Genomic DNA, 21,706 nt, shown 5'->3' with positions numbered 1-21,706 from the left:
ATTGTGGGTACCGGATTACGAACCTTGATCAATGACTGAATTGATATTCAATGTGGCGGTTTTGGTTGTCTTATTATAAGCCAGGTTTCCAAGTTTGAAGTAATCGGCTATCGTACCATTTGCCTGTTTATGTTTCATTGTATTTAGCGGAATGGTATGGTTTGAAACCTGTACTCCACCCTCATTAACGAAGTTGGTGCCCACCAGCTGCATGGTGCCACCTTTGTATGTAACCAGTTCGATAGTAAAATCGCCCGAGGCAGGCGTGCCGAACCAGATGGCATAAAGACCAACTTCTATAATATTTGCCGAATTGGGGTGTGCAGCCACAAATTTTTCCATACCAATAAGCACGGCCTCAATGCCCGATGCACCTGTATTGTCTGATGCCCACCAGAGATAAGCATCGCTTTGCGGAACCGTATCGGCCGGCACGGTGCGGTTCGGTCCACCAAAACCTACGTAAATCCCGTCGAACACCGTTCCGGTCTGTTCAAAACCAACAAATATATCCAGATCCTGTCCGGCACCCTGCTGCCAATGATAGCGGACCGCCACGTGATCAAAATCTGCAATAACGATCTGTTCTGCAGTGGTAAATGTTAAAGTATCAGTCGGTACATGGTAATTGAAGCGGATGATATTCCGTAGATCAGCCTCTGAATAACTTCCATTTGCCCCTTTTACCACAAAAGTATTAAAGTTGGTATAATTGACTGTATCACCGCCGGTTACACTTGGCACATAACTACCGGCATCACCCGTCATTACCATTTTAGCTTCTTTGGTTTTTAAGCTGAAAGCACCACTTAAGTTTTGATCTGATGCGCCACGGCCTTTGATATAAAACACAAAATCGGTTGTTCCCGGATATTCTGTTATCAATTTAGCCAGGTTAAACTCAAAACGCCAGTTTGCCCCGTTCATCAGATCGGATGCCAATATATAGGCATTTTCGGCTACTACTGAAGCAGGCAAAAAATTATTTCCGGAATTAGCAGCCTGGTGGTTCACTGCTATTTCGGGATTATCGATCAGTCCGATTACATTCAGACTGGTATCATTAAACAAATCCACTACCAGAACAGCAGAATTAAACTGAGTAGTATTTTTAACAGTTACCTGTTTAGTAACCGGATTACCTGTAACCGGAGTAGCCGTAATGTTAAGGGTTTCATCGCTGAAACTGCTATCATTTTTAATGGTTGTTAATACATTGCCATTAAAACTAGCTCCTCCATTAACGGTAAAGGTATACTGGTTGGTCAAATCTTCTACGGTTCCGTCAGAAAAGTGGCGTAAGACCCTGTAGGTTGCCGAATCGCCCTCGTTGATCGTATCCGGACCGTTTAATTCCAAACCTGTTGGCACCTTACAGGTATAAAAGCTACGGCTTTTTATGCCCGACCAACCCTCACTGCTTAACACCCTTACCCCCACCGTATGGTTACCGCAATAGATCTTCCCGGCCAGGCTCCCCCCCCGTTCATTGATCATCAGGGTACCGTTCAGGTACCATTGATAGGCCAAAACAAGCTGCTGATCTTCAGGCGTGCCGAAAACAACCTGAAAACCAACAGTATTATCGCTAAAATATTCTTCACCAGTTAAGGTAAACGGTGGTCCGTACAGGCAAAAAGGATCAGGCATCGGTTTCTGGATTAACTTTACATTTTTAAGCTTTTAGCTTAAAGTAACAGTTAAAAATAGACCGAAATGTACCCAAACCGAAATGCGAAAAGCAACGTTTAAGTATTTATGGCTAACCGTTAAGTATTGATCTGTTTCTAGCCATTATCTGCATCTGTCAAAGCAATTTTGGGATGAATGGAATCGCTGATGAGTTCCATCAGATTTTTAAGGGAAATGGTAAACGGAACAATGGCACGGTCTAACAGGTAAAGGTTTTTCTTTTTCCTGTCGATCTTATTCACAAAAGTTTTGTTAATGAGATAGGTCTGGCTGATCCGGATAAACTGGCTGGATGAAAGCTGCATGCAGATTTTGGATAAGGATTTGGCCAGTGTATGTTTCTGTCCGTTATGGAGATTGATATGGGTATAACATCCATCCGATTGGCAGAAAACAATTTCGTCAAACTGTACTACATGGATGTAATCACTGTTCGAGATGATCAGTTTTTGAACAGGGGAGTTTGTAGAGCGCATAGTGGGTGATCGATTATAGGTTTTTCATTATTGTGTTATTCATAAAATAGGTTAAAAATAGCGTACAAGTCATTTCACTTGCTGGTTACCAAGTATAAACATCACTGTTAAATGTATCGACGACTAATTTTAAAAACTGAAAAGGTAAAAAAAATGTGGGTTTCAACCAACTTACAACCAAGCTAAAATGCGCGATAAAATGTTAATTAAACTGAAATAAAGTAGATGGAACAGATCATAAACATACCCTATCAGCGCAAATAAAGTCTTATTGTAAAGTTTTAATTTACTTTGCTATACTTAAAAACTCTTTTTTAACCCATTTATTATCCGATGAAATTTTAACCCAGTTATTTTTTTCTTCCATTACAAATACTTCCTGATTTTCGGATAATGAAGCAACTTTGGGATAGTTGGTACCGGGCCCACTGCGTACATTGAGCACATTGGCATTCACGATATAGCGTTTCACGTCTTTTGTATAAGAAGCATTTACCCAGTGATTATCAGAGGAAGATATTTTGTACCAGCCGTTTTTGATTTCGTAAACCCTCAGGATAGCACCTAAGGTAGCGGAATCTCTGCCCTTTACTTTGTTGCTTTTTGAGTTTGCATCTTCCCTTATGTTTAAGGTATCAGCAGTAACATAAACATATTTTAATACCGGAACATTTGCTGAGGGAGCAGCAGCCCTTAAACTATTGGCAACAAGCGGTAAAAAGTTTTTTTCACAATCGGCTACTTTATTTCCTCCAAAAAAATTGGTACCCGGACAGGTTTTATTGTTTTTGGTACCGTTATTGCGTTCGCCGGTGGAGAGGTTAAACCAATGGTGATACACAATTTTTTGGCTGTTAACAGGAATGCTGAATTTTTTACATAAAGCGGCCGTCATTCTTACAATGGTTTCTTTGTGCGCAGCCGTCATGGCATCTTTACCCAAATCAAAATTGCCCAGGTTTTCTATACAGATGGCATTGGCATTAAAACCAAAAATACAGGCTGGCGTATGCTCCAGACTCCTTCCGGTTAAAATACTGCCATCAGGAAAAGTGGTAAAATGTTGCCCGATATCCATCCAACCATTATTATTAACATGATAATTTTTCATGGCTAACTGCAGCTCAAAATGATTATCATTTTTAAAAGAGATATAACTTGGGTTCCACGTATGGTGTTGTTGAATATATAAAATGGTTTTGGCCACTTTTAAGTTGGCAATCCATTGTTCAAATTCGGAAATGCTTAGTTTGGTAAAGCCTAATTTAGAGATCATGACAGCGTTTTTTCTTTATCTTTTGGGTATAGGCTCCATTTAAACACGTATTTATACGGTGACCAATACGGAAAGAAAATTACATTTTTTTTGACAAATCATCAGATAATTTTTCAATTAATTATCAAACCTCGACAATGAATACCAATTCCAACAACCTGCGTTTGGTTAAAAACATTACCTTCTTTGATCGTGATTAAATTGAAGTATCGGGAAGAATGATCGCAATTAATCGCAATAAGAATGCCCAATCTTTTAAAGATTAAGCAAAAAGATTTATAAAAACTTACGTTTCGATTATTAATGTGGTTTTTAGAGCTACTCTTTCAAGAATTTCAGCATTGTTTTCGTCACCCCGATCGGATACTATCGGATTCATTTCAGGGTTTTAATAAAATGAAAAATGCCGATCGCGAATCTTCGCGACAACCTCACGAACACGTGAGATCAGGTGGCTTTAAAACACCCACTGTGATTTAAATGTTAACCGAACTCAGGTTAAAAGATAAACGGGAACAAATCTGTAATTGATAAGTTGTTTAAGAAATGTTTAAACTATAGCAACCATGCGGATGCGGTTACTTCTTTTTGTGCTTTTTCCTTTTTTGCCACCAGATCATAAAACCTGTTACGGGCAAACTCGCTGATACCAATGCCGCCATAAGTGAAAGAATTTTATTCGGAAGGCCAAAAAGCCTGCCCGTGTGCAGATCGTAATTGGTGGCCTCTATCAAGTCGGCCCCGTTATAATCTTTGTACAACTTCGCCCTGATCATTCTTCCGGTACCTTCTTCATAAAAAAAGGTATTCTGCTTGCGTGCCCATCGGTACGGATAAATCATCCTCAACCTCAATTCGCCCTTGCCCCGACGCGAAAGACTAGTAGAAATAGCCCCGGGATATTTGATTTTAGCTTCGGTATAAATTTTATGGTAACGTACAGGCAAGGGATCGATCGATGCTGGTTTGGCCGAAAGGACAGCTTCACCCTGCTTCAATTTACTGCCGGTAAAAAAGCTGGCTGCACTTTTTACTTCTTTAAAGGCAAAGTATAAACCGCTCAAGGCGGTAATCAACAGCACAAACGACGCATAAAAACCCAATACATTATGTAAATCATAATTCAACCGTTTAAATGATGCTTTTCTTTTAATCGTGAACGATTGTTTTAACAACCGCATTTGGCCCGGAAACCAGAGAATCAGTCCGGTAATGAGCATCAGTACAAAAATCACTACCGACCACCGTATGATAAACTTCCCGGTTTCACCTAACAATAGCGAAATATGGATATGCTCTGCCACCTGAAGCCAATCTTCTCCACCTTTTTTTACTAAAGTACCATCGTAAGGATTGAAATAGTAAACCTTTCCTTTTTTACTGGTCAGTTCTACTGTTGCATCTGGCTGTGCATCTTCGATTCTCACCAGCCTTAATTCATCTTTGGGCGAAAGTTTTTCAAATCCTGAGATCAACTTCTCCAAACCTATAAAAGGCTTCTCCTGAAGCCTTACATAACGAAAATCTTTTTGTGTAAAATTCCTGATCTCTTCTTCAAAAATATACAGAGCGCCCGTTACACTAATTATGAATACCACCAGTCCAGTTGCCAGGCCTAGCCAGAGGTGAATGTTCCTGATGGTATTTTTAAATTTCCTGTTTTTCATTGCTTAAAAAGCATAACCTAGCGACAGGTTAAATCTGCGCCCATTTCCCCTCACATAATTTACATTGCTGCCATAAAACTGAGAAATGGCAGGATAATAAACTTTATTCAACAAATTTTCTATTCCCAAAGATAATTTTAACGGCTGTGTAACCTGGTATACCGCTGCAACATTAAATAGGTTGAAAGCTTTCACCGGCCCTTCACCGATTAAATATTTCCCCGCAGCGTTGGTTTTAAAACGATCGCGGTTTCCTACCCGCATCCAGTTTACATCCAGACTTAAGTTTTTAATGCCTGAATACTTCAGGTAAACCGTAGTTTTTGATGGCGGGATACGCGTTGTGTTTAAATATACATCTTTCGGTCCATTAAAATCTCCATCATTATCTACATCTCCTTTTCCTTCTACCTGTGCGTAGTTACCGCCGATACTCAACTCTCTTAGTAACTGATAATCAGCCTGTATTTCAAATCCGTAAACCCGCTCAGGAATACGTTGAGAAATATAGGTACCGTTTACCTCCAAAAGATTGGCCCCCAATTTAGAAGTGCTGTAGTAATAAGCTGCACTAAAATTAAATTTATCTATACTACTGCTAAAACCTGCTTCATAATTGTTTACAATGATGGGTTTGGTTTCCAGTTGCGATAAGGTATTACTTTTTGCTGCCCTTAACACCCTACCTAGCTCAAATACGGAAAACGACTGTGCATAACTGATAAAAGGGTTAAAAAATTTGAATTTGGAGTAACGCGCACCTGCATTAAACACCAAAGCATTATAATTGAGTTTGCCACCCTGTACCGCAATACTTCCCGCACCGTTTGCACCGGTTGCCAGTGTATTAAAATCATCTACATCAATGTTGATATTCTCTACCCTTAACCCGCCTTTTATGGTTAAATCATCTATTAAAGTTGCAGCGGCCTGTAAGTAAGGTGCAAAGTTTACCATATTCATATCAGGCACCCATAAACGCCCATCGGTTAAACTTTGAGCCGTTTTATCGTTCATTAAATCCAAACCATAGTTCAATTGCATGGGTACCCGATCTGTCAGATTAAAAGGTGTGTTCAGGTTTACCCTGGCGCCCTTTTTTGTAGAGGTAATAGCCGATTGGCCGCCACCAAAAAATGATGCCGAATTAGAATAAATGGTATAAAAATCCTGGTAATATATATTTGCTGTTAAATCTGTTTTACCAAATAGCTGCTGATTGGTGTATTGTAAATTTGCATTATGGTTAAACCTTGTGCCTTCATCTTCACCCAATCTCTTACCATAAATACCTATAGCTGGTGACTGACCGTAAACACCTTCTTTGGTAATGTATTTAGAACGTTGTCTGGAGCTGAAATAATTATACATGAGCTGTAAACGTTGTTTAGGCGTAAAGTTATACCCTAATTTTACAAAACCATTGTAAGATCTGGTTTCGCCCAAACCATATTCCGGTGATAAAACCAGGCCAGCTGCGTCCCGGAAAACACCGGTTTTTTCAAACATCCCGCTTACTATGTAATCAAATTTACCTGTTTTACCATATAGCTGTTGCGAAAAACGGTAACCAATAGTGCTATCGCCTTTTAAGTTTCCTGTAATTCCAGCCTGCGAATAACCTCCAAATGATTTCCCCTGATCGGCTTTTTTAGTAATATAGTTGATTAAACCGCCTTCTGCACCGTTACCATAAATGGCCGTGGCACCTTTAATCACTTCAACGCGCTCAATAACAGAAGGGTCTATACTGCGGATGTCTCTTCCGCCTGCCCGCAAAGGAGTTGATTGCGGAATACCATCAATTAAAACCAAAACACTTCTACCGCGTAAAGTCTGACCAGAGTTACCGGTTTGATTGGTTGAAAAACCTAATCCTGGTACGCTATACGAGAGTATATTAGCCAAATTCGGACTAATGGTCGATTGTGTATTTAATTCTTTCGCTGTAAGCACCGTTACCGATGATGGGGTTTGAGATAATGATTCAGGTCTTCTGCTTGCCGAAACAATGACATCATTTAGCCCTTCAGCCTGCTCCTTCAAAACAAATGTGACCAAAATGGTATCATTTGCAGTAACAGACACCGCCTGTTCAAGCAGATCGTAACCCGTAATCGAAACTTTAATCTGCTGATTGCCTACCGGAACAGCATTTAATTTAAAGGCACCCCTTTGGTCAGAAGTGGTTTTAAGGTTCTGCTTTTTAACCTGGATATTGGCGAAAGGGATGCCGTTCCCCAGGGAGTCGACTACTTTACCTTTGATGGTTCCTTTTCCCCCTTGTGCAAATAAGGTAATTGTTAACAGCATCATGAGTGCTGTAGCAAAAAGTTTTAGGTATAGATACTTCATGTAATCTGAAAATTTCGGCAAATCTAATATTATTTAGACTTGTTAAAAATAATAATTCAAAAAAGTTGCTGAACTGGTGTTTAATCATGCACCTTTTTAAAATAAATAAGGCAAAACATTTATTTTATCTCATATTTGCTAAGATGTTGGACACCAAGAATACGTACGCAATAATAACCGGAGCCAGCAAAGGCATCGGCAAATCGATGGCCATTGCACTGGCCAAACGAAAAATCAATCTGCTGCTCATTTCACGCTCGGCCGATGAATTAGGCCTTTTACAAAGGGCTATTAAAAATGAATATGCGGTTGAAGTGCACATCATGTCCATTGATCTTAGTCTGGCTGAAGCCCCCAAAGCTGTATATAACTGGATAACAGAAAATAATTATGTTATTCAGATCCTGATCAATAACGCAGGCTACGGATTGTGGGGGAAATTTGCAGAATTGAGTCTGGATGCTCAGTTAGAAATGTGTCAATTAAACATGACTACCGTAACCGCGTTATGCCATTTATTGCTTCCGGTCCTTTCCACACAAAAAAAGGCCTATGTTCTTAACGTTTGCAGTACCGCAGCTTATCAGGCTGTACCCACCCTTGCCATTTATTCAGCAACTAAAGCCTTCATTTTATCTTTTACCCGGGCATTGAGATTCGAACTCAAATATGGTCCGGTTTCCGTTAGCTGCCTGAGTCCCGGCCCTGTTGATACCGGTTTTGCACACCGTGCCGGACTGGATGCTTTTAACAAAATGGCCGAGAAGTTTAATATGAAACCCGATGAAGTGGCCGAAATTGCCATTAAGGGATTGTTAGCCGGAAAAGCAGAGATTATTCCAGGTTTCACCAATATCATCAGTGTATATGCCAACAGGATGTTGCCTAAAGGATTTATCGAAAAAATGGCTGCAGGCATTTATAAGACCTAAGTTCTTCAATGCATGAGTGTAAGATGTAACATCTATAAGCAGGGGAAATGTACCGTCAGCTGTTACCTGACAGATTGAAATATGATTATTCTATCAGTTGGTGTCACGCCGACCGGAGTAGAATTAGGAAATGACCAGGCTATGGTTCCGAGTGATGTCTGGTCCCGCTATTCATTTCAAGTCTGCTCCGATGAAAATCGAGATCCGGGCTTTACATTGCTATCGGGTTTAGGAACAAGGGTTTATGTACCCTGCAACCTTTAAATTTTAAAATATTTTCAATTAAATTCTTCAGAACATTAAAAATATGTTACGTTTGTATTAAATACTACTAAATCTATAGATTATGTATAATAAAACTTCCTTGTTTTATTTTCCTTCAGTACCGAACCACTCGCGAATGCGAATGTGCTGTTGCTGCGCATAACTCGGATTCCAATTTATCTTTTTCCTAAATCTTTTAAATTTTTTACACATGGCAACATCGTATCCAACCTTTACCCTATCTGAAAGTTTAACATCAGAAAAGCTTGACTTTTTTAACACCCATGGCTTTATCCATTTCAAAAATTTTATCAAACCCGAAACGGTTTCTTCGATCATTAAGGCGTCAAAACAGGTTGAAAAAAAATGGATAGAACAAGATATCAAAAAAATAAACGGAGTACCCATTAAATACGGAAAGGATCTCGATGGCTCGCCAATTGTACAGCGTTTTGCCTTTATCAATCAACAGCATCAAACGTTAAGTGGCCTGCTGTTAGACCCCAGGTTTAATGCCCTGCTCCAGCTGGCTGGAGATGGTGCACGTTTAGGTACTGAAGAAAAAGATGGAATGGTATTTAACCATTATATAAACGGACCAGAAAGCAAATTCAGCAAAATGGGTTGGCATACCGATGGCTTAAGGGATATTTTCTATGGAACAAAACTCAATCCGATGTTGAATGTAGGGATTCATTTAAGCACGCTGAAACCTGAAAATGGCGGATTAAAAATTATTGCGGGCACCCATAAGCAAAGTATTTACCAAATGCTTTTTCGCAAAAAATATTTCCTGGATAATAAACCTGATGCCGAAGAGATAGCTATATTACCTGAAGCTGGCGATTTAACCGTTCACGACGGCAGGCTTTGGCACCGGGTGGCAGAATCTTCTGTTCGTGGGGAGGAAAGCAGAAGGCGTGTAATCTATATTCCGATTATTGCGGGTAAATACGCGCCAAAGCATGAAAATAGTCCAACCGTATTTTACCAGCGCTTTGCAGGCATCGTTAAATAGGCATGTTATTTGTACTGGCAATCAGTTACCTGGTCAGATCAGGGAAACTAAAACGGATGGCTGTTTTTTCAAAGGGTTTACCGAGAAGAATGAGTTTAAAATTTTATCGATCAGAAACGGTGATGTTATTTGGCCTGGTATTGGCAAGCTATTAAATTGGAGGATACTATTAAAGAGAAAGATAACAATACTGGGATATTTTCAGATCGGGAACGTACCAATGTTTTACATAAAGGCGAGCAGAGGCTCATCTTATCCTTGCTTAAAAAAGCACCGGGATGGATCACGCCTGATATCATGACGGCGATCGGTCTGTTTGGATCATTAATTGTTTTTCTGGCTTTTATTTTAGGCAGATTTCATTCCAGATATGATTTACTGATCGGTATTTTAGGTTTGATCATCAACTGGCTCGGCGATTCACTTGACGGCAGGTTAGCTTATTACCGCAAGATCGCGCGAAAATGGTATGGATTTGCGCTTGATATTGTGACGGATTGGCTCAGTATTATCCTCATTGGATTAGGCTATTACTTTTATGCTAACGGAACCACGCAGATTTTTGCTTTTCTATTTGTGGTTTTATATGGCTGGTCAATGATTACGAGTCAAATCCGCTATAAAATAACAGGTTGCTATCAGATCGATTCAGGATATTTAGGGCCAACTGAGTTACGGGTAATCATTGCGCTTATTCTGATTACCGAAACATTATTCGCAGGCAGCATTACCTACTTTGCTATAGCAATCAGCATTTTGTTACTGGTCATCAATGTGATCGATACGTTAAAACTTTTAAAAGCAGGCGATGCCAGAGACCGGGAGGAAAAGGCATGATCAGTTGGGCATCTGTAAAAGTGTTTCTAAAAGCTCAGGTATCAGCTTTTTCCGGAGGAGTTACTGATTATGGCTTAATGATCCTGCTCACCGAATGGCTGCATATCCACTTTACCATTTCAATTCTGATTTCGGGCACGCTCGGTGGCATCGTTAATTTTTGCATCAACCGTTTTTGGGCTTTTAAAAGCAATGATGGGTATTCCCGCTCTACCCGTAGTCAGCTTTTTCGCTTTTTTAGCGTGGTTCTGGGCAGTATTTTATTAAAATCAGCAGGTACTTATTTGTTGCAGCAAAGCTTGCGTATTGATTATAAAATCGGCAGGCTTTTAACAGACAGTATCGTTTCTTACGGTTTTAATTATCCGTTAATGAAATACTGGGTTTTTAAAATAAATAACTTAAGTGATGCAGAAACTGATGAAGAAGATTACATTGAAAGATTTGGCAAACAGCAGATTTGATGACCGGGGTTGGTCTTTCACCAGCATGCTAATTTTACCAGTCAAACGTTTGCGCATCGTTAGCGTAAAAATAAGCCCGGAGTAAGGGCTGCAGTTACTGGATGTTCAAAGGAAAGTCTGCCAAGAGAAATCGTTATGTTGACCGTAACGGGCCGGGGATTGGATGCGCAGTTTCCCTAATCCTGTCAATCCCCCTGATCATTTCTTCAAATTCCGGTTGTTTGGCCACATACTTATTCAATAAATCGATCTGGTTTAAGCCCCTTACCAAATTCTGCCCGGGATAGTTTGTTTTATAGTAAATGTTACCGTTTAAGAAATCAGTGATAAACCTCACTGCCTGCATGTAAATCATAAATTTGCCTGAATAGAGAAAGAACTGCTTCTCGATCGGCGTCAAAACATGGCCCATTTCTTCCATGTATCCCTTATAAATTGCAGCAAAAACATGCGCTCTAATGGCGATTTTATCAAAATCCTTTTCTTCTTCATTAGCTTCGGAAAGATAGGTACGTAACATATCACCCACGTCGCTGATAAAGTATCCCGGCATTACGGTATCCAGATCAATTACGCATAAACCTTTACCGGTTTCGGCCTGTAACAATACATTGCTTATTTTCGTATCGTGATGCACCGCCCGTAAATGAAGTGCACCGCTACTTACCAGTTGTACATACTGTTCTTCTATATCGTAATACCTGATAATCTCTCCTATTGCAAACTTTGCCTCCCTAATTCTTTCGTTACCAGCTTGTGTTAATGCTTTTTTAAACTGCGCTATACGTAAGGGCAGGTTATGAAAATCTTTGATGGTAGGCTTTAGTTTTTGAACATCAAAATCACTGAGCATGCAGGCAAATTGACCAAACTGTTTGGCAGCCTGGTAGGCCTGTCCGGGCCGTAGTACAAAATCGATCGTGCAGGAATTCTCCACAAATGGAAAAATCCTGTAAAAGTGATCGCTGATAACCACAAAATCATCTCCATTTGATGCCTTAACCGGGGCAACAAATAAATAATCGGGAGCTGTTTGATCCAGATATGCTTTTATCGCTTTGATATTCTGAGCAATATGCTCAGGCTGCCGGAAAACCATTGTATTTACCTCTTGCAAGATATAGGCTAAGCCATCGTGGTAAATTTTCCAGGTATGGTTAATTAAACCCGAGCCAAAAGGTTCAATTTTACATTTTTCTGCATGAAGCCCATATGCACCTAAAACTGCCTGAAACATAAGACGATAATATATTAAAGTGAAAATTATTTTGGGAAAACCATTTAAGCTGTAACCTAAATAAATTACATATTTAAAATATGCGGGTAAGCCATAAGCAATACCCGAAACCGAGACTAAAAACCGCTATCGTCTAAAGCGAAAGTATTTTTACGGTCCTTCCATTTTCCTTTGGTAAAATCAGGAAATTTCTGTGGCTTATTGCCCTCTTTTAATGATTTAGTAGATAGTGGGGTAATCACGCTCATCGTTACGGAATCGTATACATCAATCGGTGTTTGCTTTTTCTGTTTTACGGCCTGGATAAATGCATTAAACACAAACCAATCCATGCCTCCATGACCTGCGCCTACTGCCTCTGCTTCATATTTTTTCCAAAGCGGGTGATCGTATTTGGCAAACCATTCCTGAGCAGGGTCCCAAACATCATCTTTCTTTGATTTGTGATCAATATAAATCGATTTGTTTACATCCATCCAAAGCCCTTTTGTGCCCTGCACCCTAAAGCCAAGTGAATACGGACGTGGCAGGTGTGTATCATGACTCAACAAAACGGTTTCGCCATTTGCACAGTTGATCATGGTAGTGGTCACATCTCCATTTTTATAATTGATTTTGGCATTGGGGTGGCCAGGCGACATTTCTTCTACATAGGCGGCCAAACCTTTGGCTTTAGAACTGAACGATACCAGACTGGTAAAACGATTCCCCCTGTTAATATTGGCATATTGCATGATTGGTCCAACGCCGTGGGTTGGATATAAATCGCCATCCTGATCGATATTAAACTGCGTACGCCATTGTGCCTCGCTCAAGGCTTTAGGGCCAAACTCTACCCCGCCCCCGTAGTAATCTTTACCATTGTTAAACAATACGTTTCTTAAGTTATGCTGGTAGCCACCCTCCAGGTGTAACAACTCGCCAAAAAGGCCCTGCCTAACCATATTTAAAGCCGCCATAACATCTCTACGATAGCAAACATTCTCCAAAGTCATGTAAGGCATTCCGGTCCTTTCAGAAGTATTTACAATATCCCAATGATCTTTTACCGTTAAACCAGCAATTACTTCGCAGCCCACATATTTTCCTGCTTTCATGGCATCAACGGCCTGGTCGCGGTGAAATTGCCAGGGTGTTGCAATAATTACGGCATCAATATCTTTACGGTCTAACAGTTTTTTATAAGCATCTAAACTTCCGGTATATTCTGTGGCAGCAGGTCTGCCTTTTTTAGCTATAAAACTGCGACAAATTTTAAGTGAACTTTCCTGGGTATCGCAAATGGCCACAATTTCAACATCTTCTCTTAAAGCACCTTCAGCGATATGGCTCATCCCACGTGCCCCTACGCCGATATAACCTAATCTTACTCTTCCATTGTCTGACGATGCAAATAAACTTCCGGTGGGCAGGATGGTTAAGCCTGCAACCGTAAATGCGCCATTTCTGATAAATTCTCTACGTTCCATTGTTTTTTTTAAATGATGGTTTAGGTTTTGATTGAACTGGTTGTATGTTAAGCAAACGGATAATACGTATTTGTTTTATTGGTCATGCTAATTTGTATTTTTAAAAGTAGCCTAAGCAATTGAGCATTACAAGATCAATATCTGCGCAAACGATTGACTAATTTAGTTTAAGCATGTTTTATTATCAGATCAACATTAAAACCTGCCTGAAAGCATTAAACCTGTTCCACCTTGCCGATGGAAGGGAATGAACGTAAAATTTCCTTCTTTTTTTGTGGTAAAAAGGCTTTTGATACAGGGATACACCAGGTACGATATTTTTGTGGCAGCAATCCCAAATCCGGCACCGGCCACCACATCACTAAACCAATGTTTATTGTTATACATCCGCAATGTTCCGGTTGCCGTGGCAACAAAATAACCTGCATAACCAATCCATGGATTAACATCTTTATATTCCTGGCGCAGAAATTCTGCTGCCATAAATGCAGAAGCAGTGTGTCCGGACGGGAAAGAATTAAATCCCGACCCATCTGGCCGTTCCCTGCCCACCTCCTGCTTTACCAGATGGGTAGAAATGCCCATAATGGCAGCAGAGGTTACATATAACATGGAAGCATCAAATAAATTGTGTTTCCCTTTTATACCCGATAAATTTAGCGCATAAACTGCAGCAGCTGGCGCAAATTGCAGATAATCATCAACATGTGCAGCAAATAAAGGATGATCCTCTTGCAACTCGGCGCGGGTACTGATATCAAGTTGTTTTAATGCACGATGATCGTAGGTGGACGCAAAGCCGTAACCGGCAAACAGAACAGGTGCAATAAACGCTGATGCCTTAAATCTGTTTTTCGGGATCAGATGACCGGCATACCATTGCCCCGTCGAATCTGCAGGAACATTTTTAAGCGAATCTATAGTTTGCAGGGGTTCAAAAACGAATTTGGCATAAGTTTGAGTTAAGCCGCTCAACATTAATAGTATCAAAAAAATTCTTTTCATCATTTAAATTTTAGTTAAAACTATAATCCAATTATGGAGGAATTCTGAAGTATGATGAAATTCTGATTTTTTGAACCTAATGTATATCAGGAATCGCTTAAGCACTTTGCCAATAGAAAAAATCATTTCAAATTATACCGTATTAACTATTTTTTGGCATAGCCCGATCCGTTTCCATCATCCGATATCGGAGGATCTTATTTTAAAAAAATAATAAAACAAGCCTTAAATAAACTAATGAAATCAATTCATTTAATAATATCTTCAAGTCTAACCAAACCTTCAGGATTTCTTCAGAATTGAAAACTACCTTCGCCAATTACTTAACAATTTGCCAGGTAAACTCCTGTTTTGATCCATCGTTAATTATGAGCATTAAAGAAAAAACCAATAAATTACTACATCATAGATTTGGACCAGTTTTTTTAGTAACCGCATTATTATGTGTCATTTCGCTGATCACGAGAGTAGCTTTGTTAATTTATAGTGCAGCTGCTGTTGATTGGTCGGTTCTGAATCTTCTTAAAATTCTGTTTATTGGCTTATTTTATGACCTTGCAGCAGCATCTTTTGCCATCATTCCGATTGTGATTTACCTATGGCTGCTGTCTTCTAAATGGTATGCCAGCAAAACCAACAGGGTATTATTGTTCATTTACTTCTTTTTCGTTGTTTTTACGCTTATTTTCAATGCCATTTCAGAATGGTTCTTTTGGGAAGAATTTTCGGTCCGCTATAACTTTATAGCAGTCGATTACCTGGTGTATACGACAGAAGTTATTGGAAATATCCGACAATCATACCCGATAAACAGCATCATAACAGGTTTGGTGCTAGTGACCTCATTAGTTGTTTATGGGTTGAGAAAACCGATTACCGCCTCCACTATAAATGCAACAGGTTTTGCTCAACGCAGCAAAACGGCCCTCATTCTTTTGTGCCTGCCTGTAATCACCTATTTTGGTGTAAGTCACAAATTAAAATACCTGAGCAAAAACCAATATGTGAATGAGCTTTCGGGCAATGGCATGTACGACTTTGGATTTGCTTTCTGGAATAATCAGCTTGACTATAATACTTTTTACAAAACACTGCCGATCAAAAAGGCAGAGAGTATTCTGCACCATTTACTTCAACAAGATTCAACTGCAAGAGGAGCATTTAAAAATACGTCCAGAAACATCAGTAGCCCGGGCATCGAAAACAAGATGAATGTGGTACTGATCAGTGTAGAAAGTTTAAGCGCTGAATTTTTAGGCTCATTTGGCAATAAACAGCGTATTACGCCCCAGCTTGATTCGCTTGCTAAAGAAGGTTTACTCTTTACTAATCTATATGCTTCCGGAACACGCACGGTACGTGGTTTAGAGGCCCTTTCGCTTTGTATACCACCTACCCCGGGCCAATCTATTGTAAAGCGGCCGGACAATGGAAATCTGTTTACCTTAGGTAATATATTTCGTTCTAAAGGCTATAACAGCAGGTTTATTTATGGTGGTTATGGTTATTTTGATAACATGAACGAGTTTTTCTCTAATAACGGCTACCAGGTAACAGATAGAAGTGCGCTTCAGGATTCAGAAATCCATTACTCGAATATCTGGGGTGTGGCCGATGAAGATTTGTTTACGCTTTCGTTAAGAGAACTGGATAAAGACTATGAAAACAAAAAGCCTTTTTTCGCACAGATTATGACGGTTTCGAACCACCGCCCTTACACTTATCCTGATGGCCGGATTGATATACCCTCACACACCGGCAGAGAAGGTGCGGTTAAGTATACCGATTATGCGATTGGTAAGTTTATACGGGAAGCAAAACCGAAACCCTGGTTTTCCAACACACTATTTGTTATTGTCGCCGATCACTGTGCATCAAGCGCGGGTAAAGTTGAGTTACCCGTTGATAAATACCATATTCCGATGATTTTTTACAGCCCGGGACACATTACTCCGGGCAAATTCGAAAAACTTACGGCGCAGCTTGATATCGGCCCTACCATTCTGGGTTACCTGAATTTCAGTTACGAAAGCAAGTTTTTTGGTCAGGATGTTTTTAAAATGAAAGACTATGAGGAAAGGGCTTTCATCAGCACTTACCAGAGTTTGGGATACATCAAAAATAAAACCCTGGTGATTTTGAATCCGCATAAAAAAGTAGCTACTTATAAGCCCGATTTTACCAACGGAGGTGCCGTAGCGGTACCGGCAAACCAGAAACTGATTGATGAAGCGATATCTAATTATCAAATGGCTTCGTACCTTTACCAAAACGGTTTGTACGGGTTTGAGTTTACCAAGAAACCGTAATGAGGCTTGAACGTTAAATGATAAAATCACTGGAAACCATTGCCTACACTACATCAGATATTTTTAATCATTCTAACCAGTTCTAATTTTTCGCCATCCTGCAAGGGTTCTGCCACCTGATCAATTTCCGTAAAGCCCATCGCCTTATAGAGCGGAACACCGGGTAAAGTGGCACCGAGGGCTAAGCTGGAAAATCCATGTTTTCGGGCTTCACCCTCACAAAAATCCATGATCTGGCGGCCGATTCCTCTTCTGGCATAATCTGGGTGAACAAAAAACGCCCTGATTCTTGCCGGTTCGCTTATTGGATCGAGCAGCGTATCATGCAGTTCTTTATGCTGATCACCTCCATATAAAGTTTTTCGCCTGCTCCATCCACCGCAGCCGGCAATGTTCCCATCTGTTTCAACAACATAATAGGTTCCGTCAATAATCAATTGAGTATCAATCCCAAATATATACTTCAGGGCACTATCAATTTGACTGGTCGTGTAATACCCCTTACTCAAACCCCGAACAGAATCATCTAAAAGTTTTTTCAGTTCCGGAATATCCTGAAAGGTAGCTGGTCGTATCATCATCTGTTCAAATCATTTTTTAATTCGTCATTTCGCTTTATTTACTTATTTCGGCTTGCAGGTTTTTGATCCAGAATTTCCATAATCGAGTTCATATGCAAGGCAAGTTGTTTAATCTCTTTAGCCGATAAATCTTTTAGCAGTTTTTCGAGTTGCTTATCGGCTAATGTGTTTAAGGCCTCTAATTCCACCCTTCCATTATCAGTTAAACCGATCTGGCTTGCCCTGGCATCTCTTCCTGATTTTGCTTTAGTGATCAATTTATTTTTTTCAAACTTTTTTAATACCCGGCTTAAATAACTCTTATCAATGTGCATCTCCTCTATGATCTCAGCAGCATTTGTTTTACCGGTATCTATTTCAAACAATATCCTGGCTTCGGTTAAGGTATACTGCGTTTCCAGATAGCCCCTATCCAATAATCCAATCAGATGGGTATAGCAACGATTGAATGCACGCACCTGGCTTATGATCGATTTTTCCATTGCATAAAATATGTTCATCAATAAAGAACGCTAAACTAGTAATAATAGTTGACTAAGTCAACTATTATATAAAAACATTTATTTAGAAACACGTATCTGCAGAAACGGAGATCAGCAACAACCTTGCTGTAATACGCAAATTTGACGCTAGCGCCTTTATTGTCGGCCTTGTTAATCAAAGCGGTATTGAGGCTTTGCCTGGGTTGGCTACCGTTGTCGGCCTCACGGCTGCTGGCACGGTTTACCCGCTTATCGGGCCACATGTTGCCCACCCAAATTTAATGGTGCTCGCTGTTAGTTCAGTGAGTTTGTTTTGTTCGTGCGTAAAACGACTCCTCTTTCTGGCCGTTTAAAGCGTATTCAGGATGATCGATTAAACAAACATTTTATCCTGGTCGCTGATGGAAACGTTGGTTTCCGTTATCGGGTCAAAAAAGGCGACAACATTAGCCAAGGCCTAGTTAACATAAGAACTGGTCAATTTGGGATAGCTTATTAATTTACTAAAACAAAAGTGAAGCTTTAGATCCGACCGAGTTTTTAAGCAGATACAAAGAAAATTCTTCCTTTACAAGAAAAGGCCCGCAATTGCAGGCCTTTTACATTATTATGTTGCTTAAAAAAAATTAAGCCAATTCAAATTCATTCTGATCCATCTGAATGGAAATTTTAACGCGCGCATTCAAGGCTTTGAAAACTTTTGATATTAATGAAATGCTCACATTGTCATATTTTTTTTCCAATTTGGAAATCTGTGATTTATTCACACCAATAATGTCACCTAGTTCCTGTTGGGACAAATTACGCTTTTTTCTGGCATCTCTAATAAACTCCTGGATTAGCTCCATTTTGAGTTCCAGCTCAAAAAGATCCCTTGATGGAGTACCTTCCTTGCCCAGTTGTTCATCTTTGTATTGATCTAATGATTTTCCCCTTTTTCGATTGTTGGGAAGGTTAACAATCGTACCGTCTGACATATCTATCATTGGACCGGTCGATTTTTGTTTTTTCATTTTCTTCAATTTATATATGTATATCTATATGTATGTGCGATTACAGGTTACCTGCTCAAAGGCAGGTAACTTTTGTAACGCATCGTTATTTACGATTTATTTCTGACTGTATTCTTTTTTCAATCTTTCGGCTCTCTTTATTTCACTAGGAGGAGCCTTATCATCCTTTTTATTATAACCGTTTATCGCCAATATGGTGGCGATTTCCTTGCCATCTTCTCGTAAGAAGAAAGCAAATAACCTATACTAGGTATTATTATCCTGAACCCTGAATTCCCAAAGTCCATCAGTACCACTCAGTTTTTTGAAGTCATTTTTGGATATGATCCCCATTTCAACCTTTGAAAAAACCTTTACAAACTTTTTTCTTGACGACTCCTTGAGCCCCTCAAGAAAGGCTTCTGCCTCCTCTGTGATTTCTACTTCATAATGTTTCATCACGTTTTAGATTAATTTGTTTGATTCATATTTAAAGAACGATCCACAACAATAACAAAGATACCAAAAGTTTCCAAATATGGAAACTTTATTTTTTTATTCAAACACCTCAAACTCTGATAGTGTTATTATAATTACCTATACATATTTCATTGAGGTTCTTTAAGACAATTCTATGTAAATTAGTTAGAATTAAAAGTTAATACCAAGTACCCAACTTTTTTGCTGATTAACTTTTGGTATGGTCTTTCGACCGCAGTGAGTATAAAAGAAAATGCCCCATAAATTTCATTAAAAGTTTTCTGTGATCCTACCCGCCTAGTTCAGTTAATTTAGGTCACATACCTTGCCTAAGCCTTCGAAAACAAAACCAACATATATAACAAACTGAAATTTTGAACCATATAATTTTTCAATTCCCCTCTTTTACCCGCTCCCTGATTAACCACGTAGCCTCAAACAGTTTCACCAATTGCTCGTAAACATAATGACTTCAAATTTGCTCAGCCTTTCTTCCATGAAAGAGGTGTTCAGCGCATCGTGCAGCCAGGTGTGCAGGATTTTTTTGTACACATCCAGTTGATAAATCCTGAACATTTTCTGGAGTACAGATGAGGGCTTTACGATTTCCCGAATGCTAAGGTTTGCAGGGTAGTTTCGTAGCTTTTTCTTTTCCGTTTTGATATACCATTTTGCAATTTCAATTTTCTGTTTGTGATCAAAGTCAAGTTTGCCAGGCTTACGGTTTTTTAAGAGCCAGGCCGCCTCTATCAGCTTTATGGTCAGTTCGTAATGATACAGCAGGAAGACTGGGCTACATTTTTTTGATTTTTCGGATTCAAACGCGGCATCGTTTCGCCGGTGTTTCAGCATCTTCAAATGATCGGGCAACCAAGCGTGACTGAAAAACTCGCGTAACACTTTTATCGGATCTGCTGTTTCATCATGGTTAAGATAAACGATCCTTGTTATCGGATGTATTTTTTGGCTGCTTTTTCATCACCTTAAATGTTGATCTGTAATATTTTTTCGGTCTGTACCTGGTCGGTGTTTTTTAAAGCTGCAAAATCTGATGCCGATTTGGCAAGCAGTGCTATTTTTTCGTTGCACATCACTTTTGCCAACAACAGAAAAGAAGCCACCCGTTGATAGAGAAATTCGGCATCATGCCTGGAAACCGTAAAATCATCTTTATAACGGGAACCAGAATAACTTTTTGCCATGATCTCAAACAGCCTTTCATCTTCGGGAGTGGATAGGAAAAGTTGAAAAGGCTTTTCGGAAAAGCAAGTACACAAACGGAGCAGGCGGTAAAGGTTATGAAACTCAGAACGGTAGGCAATATGAACCCTCAACAGGCAGATACAAGTTTGTTCGACGGCCTGATGGAGCATAAAGGCACATATTCCAAACTTTTCCTTCTCCAAACATTCAGATGCGCACATCAGAAATCCGTCGGCCAGCGGTATGCGGTGTTCATAATGTCTTATTGCCTTGATAGCGCCCTTTGTGGGGATAAACGCAGGTATTGGATCATGGTCTAACAGTCCATCTTTACTATAGCGCAGTTCCCCACGGCTAAGCACGCTGATAAAAAAGCGGCTGTTTTGCTGTAATGCCTCGATAACCAATTGCCTGCCGTGGCCGATTAGGGTTATTGTTCCATGCTGATAATCGGCATTGGCAAAATCCTGCATTTCATAATCTATTCGTGTTGCCGTTTCGGTAATTGCCAACAGACAATAGTCGCATTTGAAATAACTTTGATTGTCATTAAAGCAGCCCCGGGACATCTGCGTGTAGCTGTGCTGCGAAAAGCTCAAGATCTTTAATGGTTCGAACTTCCGGGCGAGCCGATGGATAAACGCCCTGAAATGAACAGCGTGTTCGGCTTCTGGTGATAATTTTGGTTCCATATTGATCTCATTTAAATTTCTTTCAAATGAGCCTTAGGATTAGCAGAATCATAAATGTGGGATCTGCCAACCATGGTTACATAAAAGTTTCTGAAGCCTTACGTCAACATGGATTTACAGCAGATCCCACATCTATGCGGATATACAAATATAGCACATCCAGCCATAGATATAGTATTTTTCTGCTGTCTTGCGTTGACGGCTTCAGATTTTGTAACCGCAAGACTCTTATAATTACTATTGTTATTTCGATACTAATATAAACAAAAAACAAT

General features: G+C 39.7%; 18 protein-coding genes. 5 read left to right on the top strand and 13 right to left on the bottom strand.

The window, feature by feature from the left end; all coding sequences use genetic code 11:
• Window positions 1-15 precede the first annotated feature (15 nt).
• The 5 genes from ACK1I8_RS05645 to ACK1I8_RS05625 all read right to left on the bottom strand — a co-directional run bounded on the left by ACK1I8_RS05645 (window position 16) and on the right by ACK1I8_RS05625 (window position 7,466).
• Window positions 16-1,650, bottom strand: a complete 1,635-nt coding sequence (locus ACK1I8_RS05645; protein ID WP_412468364.1) for a hypothetical protein — start codon at window positions 1,648-1,650, stop codon at window positions 16-18.
• A 137-nt stretch (window positions 1,651-1,787) separates the two neighbouring features.
• Window positions 1,788-2,168, bottom strand: coding sequence for a LytR/AlgR family response regulator transcription factor (locus ACK1I8_RS05640; RefSeq protein ID WP_412468363.1), 381 nt, complete (start codon window positions 2,166-2,168; stop codon window positions 1,788-1,790).
• A 286-nt stretch (window positions 2,169-2,454) separates the two neighbouring features.
• A complete protein-coding gene (locus ACK1I8_RS05635; protein ID WP_412468362.1) occupies window positions 2,455-3,444 on the bottom strand; it encodes an SH3 domain-containing protein in 990 nt (329 codons plus the stop codon).
• A gap of 578 nt (window positions 3,445-4,022) precedes the next feature.
• The gene (locus ACK1I8_RS05630; RefSeq protein ID WP_412468361.1) at window positions 4,023-5,111 is read right to left on the bottom strand and encodes a PepSY-associated TM helix domain-containing protein; all 1,089 of its coding nucleotides are present in this window, start codon (window positions 5,109-5,111) and stop codon (window positions 4,023-4,025) included.
• Between the two features lie 3 nt (window positions 5,112-5,114).
• Window positions 5,115-7,466: a TonB-dependent receptor gene (locus ACK1I8_RS05625; protein WP_412468360.1), complete on the bottom strand. Its 2,352-nt coding sequence runs from the start codon at window positions 7,464-7,466 to the stop codon at window positions 5,115-5,117.
• Between the two features lie 143 nt (window positions 7,467-7,609).
• Between ACK1I8_RS05625 and ACK1I8_RS05620 the strand changes: the two genes are divergently transcribed.
• The 4 genes from ACK1I8_RS05620 (at window position 7,610) to ACK1I8_RS05605 (ending at window position 10,981) form a co-directional block, all read left to right on the top strand.
• Complete coding sequence (locus ACK1I8_RS05620; protein WP_412468359.1) at window positions 7,610-8,398, top strand: SDR family NAD(P)-dependent oxidoreductase; 789 nt, start codon at window positions 7,610-7,612, stop codon at window positions 8,396-8,398.
• A 475-nt stretch (window positions 8,399-8,873) separates the two neighbouring features.
• The gene (locus ACK1I8_RS05615; RefSeq protein ID WP_412468358.1) at window positions 8,874-9,680 is read left to right on the top strand and encodes a phytanoyl-CoA dioxygenase family protein; all 807 of its coding nucleotides are present in this window, start codon (window positions 8,874-8,876) and stop codon (window positions 9,678-9,680) included.
• A 156-nt stretch (window positions 9,681-9,836) separates the two neighbouring features.
• Window positions 9,837-10,517: a CDP-alcohol phosphatidyltransferase family protein gene (locus ACK1I8_RS05610; RefSeq protein ID WP_412468357.1), complete on the top strand. Its 681-nt coding sequence runs from the start codon at window positions 9,837-9,839 to the stop codon at window positions 10,515-10,517.
• The gene (locus ACK1I8_RS05605; RefSeq protein ID WP_412468356.1) at window positions 10,514-10,981 is read left to right on the top strand and encodes a GtrA family protein; all 468 of its coding nucleotides are present in this window, start codon (window positions 10,514-10,516) and stop codon (window positions 10,979-10,981) included. Before ACK1I8_RS05610 ends, ACK1I8_RS05605 begins: the two co-directional genes overlap by 4 nt.
• A 133-nt stretch (window positions 10,982-11,114) precedes the next feature.
• Here ACK1I8_RS05605 and ACK1I8_RS05600 read toward each other — a convergent pair whose 3' ends face one another.
• The 3 genes from ACK1I8_RS05600 to ACK1I8_RS05590 form a co-directional block, all read right to left on the bottom strand.
• Complete coding sequence (locus tag ACK1I8_RS05600) at window positions 11,115-12,218, bottom strand: phosphotransferase enzyme family protein (RefSeq protein ID WP_412468355.1); 1,104 nt, start codon at window positions 12,216-12,218, stop codon at window positions 11,115-11,117.
• A gap of 116 nt (window positions 12,219-12,334) precedes the next feature.
• Complete coding sequence (locus tag ACK1I8_RS05595) at window positions 12,335-13,687, bottom strand: Gfo/Idh/MocA family protein (protein ID WP_412468354.1); 1,353 nt, start codon at window positions 13,685-13,687, stop codon at window positions 12,335-12,337.
• A gap of 195 nt (window positions 13,688-13,882) precedes the next feature.
• Window positions 13,883-14,695: a phosphatase PAP2 family protein gene (locus ACK1I8_RS05590; protein ID WP_412468353.1), complete on the bottom strand. Its 813-nt coding sequence runs from the start codon at window positions 14,693-14,695 to the stop codon at window positions 13,883-13,885.
• Between the two features lie 365 nt (window positions 14,696-15,060).
• Between ACK1I8_RS05590 and ACK1I8_RS05585 the strand changes: the two genes are divergently transcribed.
• The gene (locus ACK1I8_RS05585) at window positions 15,061-17,001 is read left to right on the top strand and encodes an LTA synthase family protein (protein WP_412468352.1); all 1,941 of its coding nucleotides are present in this window, start codon (window positions 15,061-15,063) and stop codon (window positions 16,999-17,001) included.
• 53 nt (window positions 17,002-17,054) lie between these two features.
• Here the strand turns inward: ACK1I8_RS05585 and ACK1I8_RS05580 are convergent, their stop codons facing one another.
• From ACK1I8_RS05580 to ACK1I8_RS05560, 5 genes are all read right to left on the bottom strand, one after another.
• Window positions 17,055-17,582, bottom strand: coding sequence for a GNAT family N-acetyltransferase (locus tag ACK1I8_RS05580; protein WP_412468351.1), 528 nt, complete (start codon window positions 17,580-17,582; stop codon window positions 17,055-17,057).
• A gap of 38 nt (window positions 17,583-17,620) precedes the next feature.
• Window positions 17,621-18,082: a MarR family winged helix-turn-helix transcriptional regulator gene (locus ACK1I8_RS05575; protein WP_412468350.1), complete on the bottom strand. Its 462-nt coding sequence runs from the start codon at window positions 18,080-18,082 to the stop codon at window positions 17,621-17,623.
• Between the two features lie 608 nt (window positions 18,083-18,690).
• Window positions 18,691-19,077 (bottom strand): helix-turn-helix domain-containing protein, encoded by a 387-nt coding sequence (locus ACK1I8_RS05570; protein ID WP_412468349.1) that lies wholly within the window; start codon window positions 19,075-19,077, stop codon window positions 18,691-18,693.
• A 246-nt stretch (window positions 19,078-19,323) separates the two neighbouring features.
• Complete coding sequence (locus ACK1I8_RS05565; RefSeq protein ID WP_412468348.1) at window positions 19,324-19,515, bottom strand: hypothetical protein; 192 nt, start codon at window positions 19,513-19,515, stop codon at window positions 19,324-19,326.
• 1,004 nt (window positions 19,516-20,519) lie between these two features.
• Window positions 20,520-21,431, bottom strand: a complete 912-nt coding sequence (locus ACK1I8_RS05560; RefSeq protein ID WP_412468347.1) for a HEPN domain-containing protein — start codon at window positions 21,429-21,431, stop codon at window positions 20,520-20,522.
• Window positions 21,432-21,706 lie beyond the last annotated feature (275 nt).

Origin of the sequence: Pedobacter sp. KLB.chiD (genome assembly GCF_047040275.1) — a bacterium.
In the GTDB taxonomy this organism is placed as follows: Bacteria; Bacteroidota; Bacteroidia; order Sphingobacteriales; family Sphingobacteriaceae; genus Pedobacter.
This window is presented reverse-complemented; position numbering and strand designations above follow the sequence as displayed.

Excerpts from the sequence above, each read along its gene's own strand:
- ACK1I8_RS05640 (WP_412468363.1), bottom strand. The coding sequence starts at position 2,168 with ATGCGCTCTACAAACTCCCCTGTTCAAAAACTGATCATCTCGAACAGT.
- ACK1I8_RS05605 (WP_412468356.1), top strand. The coding sequence starts at position 10,514 with ATGATCAGTTGGGCATCTGTAAAAGTGTTTCTAAAAGCTCAGGTATCA.
- ACK1I8_RS05615 (WP_412468358.1), top strand. The coding sequence starts at position 8,874 with ATGGCAACATCGTATCCAACCTTTACCCTATCTGAAAGTTTAACATCA.
- ACK1I8_RS05635 (WP_412468362.1), bottom strand. The coding sequence starts at position 3,444 with ATGATCTCTAAATTAGGCTTTACCAAACTAAGCATTTCCGAATTTGAA.
- ACK1I8_RS05570 (WP_412468349.1), bottom strand. The coding sequence starts at position 19,077 with ATGAAAAAACAAAAATCGACCGGTCCAATGATAGATATGTCAGACGGT.
- ACK1I8_RS05630 (WP_412468361.1), bottom strand. The coding sequence starts at position 5,111 with ATGAAAAACAGGAAATTTAAAAATACCATCAGGAACATTCACCTCTGG.
- ACK1I8_RS05595 (WP_412468354.1), bottom strand. The coding sequence starts at position 13,687 with ATGGAACGTAGAGAATTTATCAGAAATGGCGCATTTACGGTTGCAGGC.
- ACK1I8_RS05585 (WP_412468352.1), top strand. The coding sequence starts at position 15,061 with ATGAGCATTAAAGAAAAAACCAATAAATTACTACATCATAGATTTGGA.
- ACK1I8_RS05580 (WP_412468351.1), bottom strand. The coding sequence starts at position 17,582 with ATGATGATACGACCAGCTACCTTTCAGGATATTCCGGAACTGAAAAAA.
- ACK1I8_RS05625 (WP_412468360.1), bottom strand. The coding sequence starts at position 7,466 with ATGAAGTATCTATACCTAAAACTTTTTGCTACAGCACTCATGATGCTG.
- ACK1I8_RS05575 (WP_412468350.1), bottom strand. The coding sequence starts at position 18,082 with ATGAACATATTTTATGCAATGGAAAAATCGATCATAAGCCAGGTGCGT.
- ACK1I8_RS05590 (WP_412468353.1), bottom strand. The coding sequence starts at position 14,695 with ATGATGAAAAGAATTTTTTTGATACTATTAATGTTGAGCGGCTTAACT.
- ACK1I8_RS05560 (WP_412468347.1), bottom strand. The coding sequence starts at position 21,431 with ATGGAACCAAAATTATCACCAGAAGCCGAACACGCTGTTCATTTCAGG.
- ACK1I8_RS05645 (WP_412468364.1), bottom strand. The coding sequence starts at position 1,650 with ATGCCTGATCCTTTTTGCCTGTACGGACCACCGTTTACCTTAACTGGT.
- ACK1I8_RS05620 (WP_412468359.1), top strand. The coding sequence starts at position 7,610 with ATGTTGGACACCAAGAATACGTACGCAATAATAACCGGAGCCAGCAAA.
- ACK1I8_RS05600 (WP_412468355.1), bottom strand. The coding sequence starts at position 12,218 with ATGTTTCAGGCAGTTTTAGGTGCATATGGGCTTCATGCAGAAAAATGT.
- ACK1I8_RS05565 (WP_412468348.1), bottom strand. The coding sequence starts at position 19,515 with ATGAAACATTATGAAGTAGAAATCACAGAGGAGGCAGAAGCCTTTCTT.